Source organism: Inquilinus sp. OTU3971 (assembly GCF_038440215.1).
Window position 1 is genome coordinate 1 of the sequence record NZ_JASATH010000250.1, and the last position, 10139, is coordinate 10139.

Annotated in this window: 7 protein-coding genes; 4 read left to right on the forward strand and 3 right to left on the reverse strand. The window is 69.6% G+C overall.

What is annotated here, in order from left to right:
• Nucleotides 1-377: 377 nt before the first annotated feature.
• Complete coding sequence (locus AAHM41_RS36335) at nt 378-1364, reverse strand: D-2-hydroxyacid dehydrogenase (protein WP_342241516.1); 987 nt, start codon at nt 1362-1364, stop codon at nt 378-380.
• Between the two features lie 204 nt (nt 1365-1568).
• Here AAHM41_RS36335 and AAHM41_RS36340 point away from each other — a divergent pair, with 204 nt between their 5' ends.
• Nucleotides 1569-4079, forward strand: a complete 2511-nt coding sequence (locus AAHM41_RS36340; RefSeq protein ID WP_342241517.1) for a GcvT family protein — start codon at nt 1569-1571, stop codon at nt 4077-4079.
• Between the two features lie 20 nt (nt 4080-4099).
• On the opposite strand, the gene AAHM41_RS36345 is transcribed toward AAHM41_RS36340, so the two are convergent.
• Nucleotides 4100-4870 carry a class II glutamine amidotransferase gene (locus tag AAHM41_RS36345; protein ID WP_342241518.1) on the reverse strand — a complete coding sequence of 257 codons (771 nt, stop codon included), beginning with the start codon at nt 4868-4870 and terminating at the stop codon, nt 4100-4102.
• A gap of 214 nt (nt 4871-5084) precedes the next feature.
• Here AAHM41_RS36345 and AAHM41_RS36350 point away from each other — a divergent pair, with 214 nt between their 5' ends.
• Nucleotides 5085-5678, forward strand: coding sequence for a hypothetical protein (locus AAHM41_RS36350; protein ID WP_342241519.1), 594 nt, complete (start codon nt 5085-5087; stop codon nt 5676-5678).
• Between the two features lie 15 nt (nt 5679-5693).
• On the opposite strand, the gene AAHM41_RS36355 is transcribed toward AAHM41_RS36350, so the two are convergent.
• Nucleotides 5694-5849, reverse strand: coding sequence for a hypothetical protein (locus tag AAHM41_RS36355; protein WP_342241520.1), 156 nt, complete (start codon nt 5847-5849; stop codon nt 5694-5696).
• Nucleotides 5850-6276: 427 nt separating this feature from the next.
• On the opposite strand from AAHM41_RS36355, the gene AAHM41_RS36360 reads away from it, so the two are divergent.
• Both AAHM41_RS36360 and AAHM41_RS36365 read left to right on the forward strand, forming a co-directional pair.
• Complete coding sequence (locus AAHM41_RS36360) at nt 6277-7860, forward strand: DegQ family serine endoprotease (protein WP_342241521.1); 1584 nt, start codon at nt 6277-6279, stop codon at nt 7858-7860.
• Between the two features lie 134 nt (nt 7861-7994).
• Nucleotides 7995-10127: a glycoside hydrolase family 3 N-terminal domain-containing protein gene (locus AAHM41_RS36365; protein WP_342241522.1), complete on the forward strand. Its 2133-nt coding sequence runs from the start codon at nt 7995-7997 to the stop codon at nt 10125-10127.
• The last annotated feature ends 12 nt before the right edge of the window (nt 10128-10139 follow it).

The window sequence follows — 10139 nt, forward strand, 5'->3', positions numbered from 1 at the left end:
GGGGGGGGGGGCGCCCCCCCTCCGGGGGGGGCGGGGCTGATTTTTTGCTTCCCCCCCCCCGCCCGGGGCGCCCCGGGCCGGGCGCCGCCGGCTGTCTGCGCCAGGCATCACGCCCGCCCGCCGTGCCGGGCTTCTTCCAGCGGCGTAGCTCGGTCGTCGATTGCGTAGCCTCTGCCGCAAGCGATCTTTCAGAACGCTCACTCTCGCCGTCATTGCGAGGGGGCGAAGCCGACGAAGCAATCCATCGGTCCGCTCGTGCTGCTGCCTGGATTGCTTCCCCCGGCTCAAGGCCGGGGTTGCAATGAGGGGGGGAAATTCCAAAAAGGGCTTGCTTGCGCGAGAGGCAATGCAACAAGCCTTCACCCCGGCAGCCTGTCTCAGGCTCTCGGCCCGCCCGCCACCAGGTTGAACGGTTTGCCCTGCTGGAAGGCGTCGATCAGGTCGATCAGCTGGTCGGCCAGGGCCTGCATGGCGCCGCGGCCGGCCCAGGCGACATGCGGGGTCAGGATGAAGTTCGGCAGGTCCAGGAGCCGCATCAGCGGCGCGTCGGCCGGAGGCGGCTCCGGCATCGCCACGTCGAAGCCGGCGCCGCCGATGCGGCCGGCCCGCAGCGCCTCGGTCAGCGCCGCCTCGTCGACCAGCCCGCCGCGGGCGGTGTTGATCAGCAGGGCTTCGGGCTTCATCCGGGCGAACTCGGCGGCGCCGATCAGGCCGCGAGTCTCCGGCCGCAGCGGGCAATGCAGCGAGATCACGTCGCTGGTCGCGATCACCTCGTCGAACGGAACGCGGCCATCGGCGGGCGTGGCATCGCCTTTGCGGCCGGCGAAGACGACATCCATGCCGAAGGCCCGGCCGATCGTGGCGACGGCATTGCCCAGCGACCCGCCGCCGATCAGCCCCAGCCGGGCGCCGTGCAGGTCCAGCACCGGGTGGTCGAAGAAGCAGAACTGCTTCGCCTCCTGCCAGCGCCCGGCCTCGACCGAGCGGCGATAGGGCAGGAGCGAGCGGCGCAGCGCCAGGATCAGGGTGAAGACATGCTCCGGCACCGTGTGCACGGCATAGCCGCGGATGTTGCAGACGGCGACGCCGTGCCGGTCGCACCAGGCGGTGTCGACGCAGTCCGTGCCGGTGGCGGCGACCGCGATCAGCCGCAGCTCCGGCAACTGCTCCAGCACCGGCTCGCGCAGCGGCACCTTGTTGATCACGGCGATTCCGGCGCCGCGCAGCCGCTCCGGCACCTGCTCCGGCGCGGTCCGCTGGTGCTCCTCCCAGCGATGCGGAAAGGCGGGCGGGCGCAGCCGGATCGCCGGCGCCAGGGTCTCGCGGTCGAGGAAGACGATCTTCGGTTCGGGCGGCAGCGTCATGGTCGGCCTCGCAGGGATTTGCCGCCAGCATGCCGATCCCGGCGCGGCCGGCCAGTCCGATTGCGACATCGCCAATCTTGAGCGTGACTTGGCGTTTGGCGGGCCTGCGACATCACAGGTCGCGGCTGGATTAGCCTCGAACCGGCCCCGCCCGGACACTCTCGTTAGGATGGCCGTATGAGCCCGCAGGGAGCGGTTCGAGCGATGAAGTCAACAGCGCGCGTGGTGGTGATCGGCGGCGGCGTGGTGGGCGTGGGCACGCTCTATCACCTGGCCAAGAAGGGCTGGACGGACGTCGTCCTGATCGAGCGCAGGGAGCTGACCTCGGGCTCGACCTGGCATGCCGCCGGGCTGCTGCCGCTGTTCAACATGAGCTACTCGGTCGGGCAGATCCACAAGCACTCGGTCAAGCTCTACAATTCGCTCGAGGCCGAGACCGGCCAGCATGTCGGCTTCCGCCAGGTCTCCAACATCCGCCTCGCCCGGACCAGGGACCGCTGGGACGAGTTCATGTACTACAAGGGCGTGGCCGACACGATCGGCATCAAGGTCAATATCCTGACCCCGGCCCAGGTCAAGGAGATCTGGCCGCTCTGCGAGACCGACGGCATCATCGGCGCGATCCAGCATCCGGATGACGGCTACATCCAGCCGGCCGACCTGACCCAGGCCTTCGCCAAGGGTGCCCGGGCGATGGGGGCGGAGATCCACCGCTTCACCACCGTGACCGGCATCGAGCAGACCCCGTCCGGCGAATGGCTGGTCAAGACCGACAAGGGCGACATCACCTGCGAGCATGTGGTCTCGGCCTCCGGCAACTTCGCCCGCCGCACCGGCGCCATGGTCGGGCTCGACATCCCGGTGATCCCGGTCGAGCACCAGTACATCGTCACCGAGCCGCACCCGCTGGTGCAGGAGCGGCAGCGCCAGGGCCTGCCGGAGATGGGCGTGCTGCGCGAGGCCGACAGCTCCTGGTACCTGCGCGAGGAGGCCGGCGGCTTCATCCTCGGCCCCTACGAGCCGGGCGCGCCCTGCTGCTATGTCGACGGCCCGGACGAGCAGTCGGAATACGAGCTGTTCCAGGAGGATCTGGAGCGGATCGCGCCGCATATCGAGACCGCGATCGCCCGCGTGCCCGCCTTCGGCGAGGTCGGCGTCAAGAAGGTCTACAACGGCGCCATCGCCTACACCCCGGACGGCAGCCCGATCATCGGCCCGGCCTGGGGGCTGAAGAACTTCTGGCTGAACGAGGGCCACAGCTTCGGCGTCACCGCCGCCGGCGGCGCCGGCTGGCAGCTGGCCGAGTGGATCGTCGAGGGCGAGCCGTCGATCGACATGATGGGCGTCGACCCGCGCCGCTTCGGCCCCTACGCCTCGCGCGGCTACCTCAAGGCCAAGAACGAGGAGGCGTACCGCAACGTCTTCACCGTCCACTACCCGGACGAGGAAAGGGCGGAGGCGCGGCCGCTGAAGCGGGCGCCCTGCTACGACCGGATGAAGGCGCTGGGCGCCGTGTTCGGCACCGTCTATGGCTGGGAGCGGCCGAACTGGTTCGCGCCCGAGGGCTACGAGCTGACCGAGGCGGAGCTGAACAAGCCCGACACGCTGGTCAACGAGAACCATGCCCCGGTGGCGCCGGGCGAGAAGATCCGCGAGAAGTGGAGCTTCCGCCGCTCCAACTACTTCGAGTTCGTCGGCCGCGAGGCCCGGCATGTGCATGAGAAGGTCGGCCTGCTCGACATGTCGGCCTTCGCCAAATACACGGTCTCCGGGCCGGGCGCGGCGGCCTGGCTGGACGGCATCGTCGCCAACCGCGTGCCGAAGAAGCCGGGCCGCATGACCCTGGCGCATCTGCTGTCGAAGAACGGCGGCGTGCGGTCGGAGTTCACCATCTACTGCGAGGGTCCGAATCGCTATTACCTGGTCGGTGCCGGCGCCTTCGAGCGGCATGACTGGGACACGCTGCAGAAGCTGCGGCCGCGCGACGGCTCGGTCGAGCTGCAGAAGATCACCACCCAGACCGGCGTCTTCGTCCTGGCCGGCCCGAGCTCCCGTGCCCTGCTGCAGAAGCTGACCGACACCGACCTGTCGACCGCCGCCTTCCCCTGGCTGTCGGGCAAGCCGATCAATGTCGGCATCGCCCAGGCCCAGGCGCTGCGCGTCAACTTTGTCGGCGAGCTGGGGTGGGAGCTGCATCACCCGATCGAGATGCAGAACACCATCTTCGACCTGCTGATGGACGCCGGCCGCGAATTCGACCTGAAGCCCTTCGGCATCCGGACGATGGATTCGCTGCGGCTGGAGAAATCCTACCGGCTGATCCCGCGCGAGCTGTCGATCGAGTATTCGGCGCTGGAATCGGGACTCGACCGGTTCGTCCACCCGAACAAGGGCGACTTCATCGGCCGCGACGCGCTGGTGGCCTGGCGCGAGCGCGGCTTCAGGAACCGCTTCGTCACCCTGGAGGTGCTCGACGTCACCGATGCCGATGCCCGCGGCAACGAGCCGATCACCAAGGGCGGCGAGCTGGTCGGCCGCTGCACCTCGGGCGGCTATGGCTGGCGGCTCGGCAAGTCCCTGGCCCTGGCCATGGTCCGGCCGGATCTCGGCGAGATCGGCACCGAGCTCGACGTCAGCATCCTCGGCAAGCCGCACCGCGCCATGGTGATCGAGGAATCGCCCTTCGACCCGAACAACGAGCGCCTGCGGGCCTGATCATGCGTCCGGCCGGTGGATCAGGGGCGGAACGGCTCCAGGTCCAGCCGGCCGGCGCAGTCGGTCACCAGCAGGTGGCCGGGCGGCACCTGGTGCCAGTGGCCGAAATCGCCGTCCAGCGGCTCCGACACGATCAGCCGCTGGCCGTCATCGGCGCAGTAGAACAGCGAGGGCGGCGTCTCGTCCGTGGCGTAGCGCACGGTCCAGACGCTGCAGCCGTCACTCAGCGCCGCGGTGATGCGGAACGGCTCGTCGATCGCCGCATCCGCCATGGCCTCGCCGATCGCCGCGGCGGTGCGGCGCAGCGCCCCCGCCGGATCGGTCTCCAGGCCGAAGCCGAACAGGGCCAGGAAGATCAGCTCGCTGTCGGTGGTGCCGCCGCGATGTGGGTACAGATCGTCCGGGATCAGCGCGTCCAGTCGGCGCCGGATCCGGTCGTAGCCGCCGATCTGGCCGTTGTGCATGAACAGCCAGCGCCCCTGGCTGAAGGGGTGGCAATTGGCCCGGCTGGTCGCGGTGCCGGTCGAGGCCCGGACATGGGCGAAGAATGTGCTGGCCCGGATCTGGTGCGCCAGGCTCTTCAGGTTGGGGTCGGCCCAGGCCGGCAGGATGTCGCGGTACAGTCCGGGCACCGGCCGCTCGCCGTACCAGCCGACGCCGAAGCCGTCGCCATTGGTCGCCACCACCGCCTTGCGGGCCCGCAGGCTCTGCGCGATCAGCGAGAATTCGGGCTCGAACAGCAGCGTCTCGAGGAAGATCGGGGCGCCCGAATAGCTCAGCCAGCGGCACATGATCGACTCGTCAAACCCGGAGTTGTGACGTGGAATACCCCGGCGCGAGGCCGGCGTCACGCCCGCTTGGCATTCCGGCAACAGATCCCGGCGAATCGTGTCGCGAAGCCGAAAACTTTCGATGTCATCCTCCAATTGGGGGATGCATAGTTTAGGCTGTGAGCGCAAAGTTTATTCGCGTGTGCGGCGAGCTTCCTGTGGGGGGATGGTTAGCGTGGCCTTTGATGAGGCGATTGCGGACCGGCAGCTTCGGACGGTCTATCGGATCTGGGCGCGGCTCGCGGCGCGAGGGCGTCTTCCGGCTTGCGACGACATGATCTTCGCCAGCCTCAGCCGGCTGCCTCCGCCGATCCTGCTGTGGGCCTGGATGCCGTGCGAGGGAACGTTCCGCTTCGCTTTGGACGCCCAGGGTGCGGGGCTGCCGTCGGACCGGAATCTGCCCGGGCGGCCGCTGGAGGAGCTGTGCAGCGGCGAGCGCCACGACGCCATACGGCGCGGGCTGATGTCGGTCCAGCTCTCCGAGCGGCCGATCTATGCCGAATTTGCGCTGTCGGACGGCCTCGACAGCGTCCGCAAGCGGACCCTGCTGCTGCCGCTCTCCGACGCCACCGACGACCTCTCCTACGTGCTGATGCTGGTCGCCACGGTCTGGCCGGTGGATGCTTCGGTGCAGCAGCGGATCGACGGCTGCGCCGATGTCCGGGTGCATGTCCTCAGCCAGATCACCGACGAGGTGCCGGCCTATTGGGGCGACCCCCAGCCGGAGATCGATCCGGCCGAGTTCCCGTCGCTCCTGACCATCATCTGAGAGCTGCGGCGCGGCTCAGCGCCATCCCAGCGAGCGCTCCGCGGCCGAGGCCACCTGGCGGGAGGCGAAGTGCGCCTCCTCGTCCCGCTCCCGGCTGCACCACCAGGCGCCGACGGCGAGGCCGACGGAAGGGCCGATGACGGCCCAGACGACCAGAAAAGCTGTCATCATCACATCATTCTCCCGCTCACCCAGACGGGTGAACATCGGGATCGGTTCCCGGCCATATCGGCCGACACCCAAGATATGGGCAGGCCGACGCCAAGGAACAATCACTTGGGTTTCAGTGTCACCGGCCTGAACGACGCAGCGGTCGGGCCGACGATTGGTGGTCGGATGCTGGCGGGAAGCGGATGCGCGCCGCCAGCATGGGCCTAGGTCACGTTCCGGTTTTGCGCCTCGGGTCCGGGGCCGGCAATATAATTTTCGTTAAGGTTGGTGAAAGGATCCCGATGGCTCTGGCGGGCCATCCGGCCGCCAACCAATATTAATCCGAATTAATGGCGTCGAAACAGGAGGTTAAAGGCCGGCACCCCATCTTCATACCACACGCCGGCCAATCGCGTCGGCGCCTTGGACAGTGGTGGAGATGATGCAGATGAAGACCCCCTTCGGTTCCGACGATCGCGGCCCGCGGACCGGCCTGCGCCGGATGACGGCGGCGTTGCTGCTCGGCACCGCGCTGATCGGCGTGCCGGTCGGGGCCGTCCTGACCTTCGACCGTCCGGCCGTGGCCCAGAACCAGGCCGAGGCGCAGACCTCGATCGTCCCGGCCGCCCCCGGTTCCTTCGCCGGTCTGGTGCGCCAGGTGACCCCGGCCGTGGTCAACGTCTCGACCACCGAGCGTCCGTCGGCGTCGCAGCAGATGGCCGACCAGGATGATGAGGGCGGCCAGATGCAGCGGCAGTTCCCGCCCGGCTCGCCCTTCGACCAGTTCTTCAAGCGCTTCTTCGACGAGCAGCAGCCGGGCCGCCGCGGGCCCCGTGGCGGTGGCGGCGACGACGGTGGCCAGGTCGTCCATGGCGCCGGCTCCGGCTTCATCATCGACCCGGCCGGCTACATCGTCACCAACAACCATGTGGTGAAGGACGCCGACAACATCACCGTCACCCTCAATGACGGCACCGTGATCCCGGCCAAGGTCGTGGGCACCGACGAGAAGACCGACCTCGCTTTGCTCAAGGTCGACACCGACAAGAAGCTGACCGCGGTCGAATGGGGCGACAGCGATGCCGCCCAGGTCGGCGACTGGGTCGTGGCCGTCGGCAACCCGTTCGGCCTCGGCGGCAGCGTCACGGCGGGCATCGTCTCGGCCCGCGGCCGCGACCTGCATTCCGGCCCGTTCGACGACTTCCTGCAGATCGACGCGCCGATCAACCGCGGCAATTCGGGCGGCCCCAGCTTCGACACCAGCGGCAAGGTGATCGGCATCAACAGCGCGATCTACTCGCCCTCGGGCGGCTCGGTCGGCATCGGCTTCGCCATCCCGTCGAACCTGGCCAAGACCGTGATCGCCCAGATCCGCGAGCATGGCAGCGTCCAGCGCGGCTGGCTCGGCGTGCAGATCCAGCAGGTGACGCCGGAGATGGCCGAGGCCCTCGGCCTCGACAAGGCCAAGGGCGCGCTCGTCGCCGACGTCCAGGACGACAGCCCGGCGCTGAAGGCCGGCCTGCATCAGGGCGACGTGATCACCTCGTATGACGGCAAGCCGGTGAACCAGCTCTCCGACCTGCCGCGCCTGGTCGCCGACACCACCGCCGGCAAGACCGTGCCGGTCGAGGTGCTGCGCAACGGCAAGACCGAGAGCATCTCGGTCGAGATCGCCAAGCTGCCGGCCTCGCAGGAGAAGGTCGCCAGCGCCGACGAGAACGGCCCGGCGGTCGACGACCAGCTCGGCCTGTCGCTCTCGGCCCTGACCCCGAAGGTGCGCCGCGAGTTCAGCGTGCCGGACGAGATCGAGGGCGTGCTGGTCACCGGCATCCGCGACGACGGCCCGGCGCGCGAGACCGGCGTCGGCCCCGGCGACGTCATCGTCCGGGTCGGCAGCGAGGCGGTGAAGACCCCGTCCGAGGTCGCCAAGCAGGTCCAGGCGGCCAAGGAGGCGGACCGCAACGCCGTGATGCTGCTGATCAACCATCAGGGCGACCAGCGCTTCGTGGCGCTGAAGCTGCCGAAGGCCTGATCGCTTAAGCCTTCTTCATTCCTCCCCTCGACTTCGGGCGCCGGTTTTCCCTTTCCGGCGCCCGTTTTTTTTGCCTTCATCCCGGGCGCGCCTTCCTGCACTGAGAGGAGGGCAGGCAAAGGCGGAGTAGGCCCTTGGATCGGATCGAAACCCTGCTCGCGGCGATGACGCTCGAGGAGAAGATCGGCCAGCTCACCATGATGTCGTCGATGCTGGCGGTGACCGGGCCGGTGCTGCCGGGCGACGTCACCGAGGGCATCCGCGCCGGCCGCATCGGCAGCCTGTTCAACCATTGGGGCCCCGACCGGGTGCGTGAGACCCAGCGCCTGGCGGTCGAGGAGTCGCGGCTGAAGATTCCGCTGTTCTTCGCCTTCGACGTCATCCACGGCCACCGCACCATCTTCCCGATCCCGCTGGCCGAGGCGGCGCTGTTCTCGCCCGAGCTGTGGGAGCACACCGCGCGGGAGGCGGCGATGGAGGCGGCGGAGGACGGGCTCGACCTGGTGTTCTCGCCTATGCTCGACGTTGCCCGCGACCCGCGCTGGGGCCGCATCTCCGAAGGGCCGGGCGAGGACCCCTGGGTGGCCTGCCGCATCGCCGAGGCCAAGGTCCGCGGCTACCAGACCGCCGACCTCACGGCGCCCGACGCGGTGGCCGCCTGCGCCAAGCACTACCTGGCCTATGGCGCCGCGCTGGCGGGCCGTGACTACAACTCCGCCGACGTGTCGGACCGGGCGATCCGCGAGGTCTACCTGCCGCCCTTCGCCGCCGCTATCGCCGCCGGGGCCGCCACGGTGATGCCGGCCTTCAACGACGTCGCCGGCGTGCCGATGACGGCCAATGTCGCTCTGCTGCGCGGCACGCTGGCGGGTGAGCTCGGCTTCGAGGGCGCGGTGATCAGCGACTACAACGCGATCATGGAGCTGCTGGGCCACGGCGTCGCCGCCGACGCGGTCGAGGCCGCGGCGCTGGCGCTGAAGGCCGGAATCGACATGGACATGATGAGCGGCGCCTATGCCGCCGGCCTGCCGATGGCGCTGCAGCGCGGCCTGGTCACCCAGGACGGGATCGACGGCGCGGTCCGCCGGGTGCTGCGCCTGAAGCAGCGGCTCGGCCTGTTCGACGACCCGTATCGCCGCGTCGTCGCCGTGCCCGACGCCTTCCACGCGGCGGAGCGGCGGCGCCTGGCGCGCGAGGCGGCGGCGAAGTCGATCGTGCTCCTGACCAACAAGGGCGCACTGCCGCTGGCGCCGTCGGCCAAACGCATCGCCGTGATCGGCCCGCTGGCCGATGCGCGGTCGGAGATGCTCGGCTCCTGGGCCGGCGCCGGCCGGTGGGAGGAGGCGGTGACCATCCTCGAGGGCATCAAGGCCGCCTTGCCGCAGGCCGAGATCGTCTATGTTCCCGGCACCGAGATCGAGACCGGCGGCGACGCCGGCATCGCCGCGGCGGTCCAGGCCGCGCGCGGCACCGAAATCGTGCTGCTGTGCCTCGGTGAGGCCGCGGTCATGAGCGGCGAGGCGGCGAGCCGGGCCCGGCCCCAGCTGCCGGGCCGCCAGCGCAACCTGGCCGAGGCGGTGCTCGACCTCGGCGTGCCGGTGGTGGCGCTGCTGAGCTCCGGCCGGCCGCTGATGCTGCCCTGGCTGTTCGAGCGCGCGGCGGCGGTCGTCGCCACCTGGTTCCTCGGGCACGAGGCCGGCCATGCCGTCGCCGATGTGCTGACCGGTACGGTCGACCCGTCCGGCCGGCTGCCGGTGACCTGGCCGCGCGATGTCGGCCAGGTGCCGATCTATTTCGGCGAGCGCAACACCGGCCGACCGACCGACCCGGAGCAGCACTACACCAGCAAATACATCGACCTGCCGTCGACGCCGCAATTCCCCTTCGGCCACGGCCTGTCCTACGGCCGCTTCGCCCTCGCCGACCTGCGCGTCTCCGCCCCGGTGCTGCGCCCGGGCGAGACCTTGACGGTCGAGGTGGCGGTGACCAACACCGGCACGGTGGCGGGCGAAGAGACGGTGTTCCTGTTCACCCGCGACCCCGTCGCCAGCATCGCCCGGCCGCTCTTGGAGCTGAAGGGCATGGCCAAGGCGGCGCTCGCCCCCGGCCAGAAGCAGGTGCTGCGCCTGAAGCTGGAGGCCGAGGCGCTCAAGTTCCCCGGCCTCGACCTGAAGCCGGTGCTGGAGCCCGGCGAGATCGAGATCCTGGTCGGGACCAAGGCCGATCGGAAGGAGCTGCTGTCGGCGACGATCCGGGTCGAGGTCTGAGACCATCCAATA

Excerpts from the sequence above, each read along its gene's own strand:
- AAHM41_RS36340 (WP_342241517.1), top strand. The coding sequence starts at position 1,569 with ATGAAGTCAACAGCGCGCGTGGTGGTGATCGGCGGCGGCGTGGTGGGC.
- AAHM41_RS36345 (WP_342241518.1), bottom strand. The coding sequence starts at position 4,870 with ATGTGCCGCTGGCTGAGCTATTCGGGCGCCCCGATCTTCCTCGAGACG.
- AAHM41_RS36355 (WP_342241520.1), bottom strand. The coding sequence starts at position 5,849 with ATGATGACAGCTTTTCTGGTCGTCTGGGCCGTCATCGGCCCTTCCGTC.
- AAHM41_RS36360 (WP_342241521.1), top strand. The coding sequence starts at position 6,277 with ATGAAGACCCCCTTCGGTTCCGACGATCGCGGCCCGCGGACCGGCCTG.
- AAHM41_RS36335 (WP_342241516.1), bottom strand. The coding sequence starts at position 1,364 with ATGACGCTGCCGCCCGAACCGAAGATCGTCTTCCTCGACCGCGAGACC.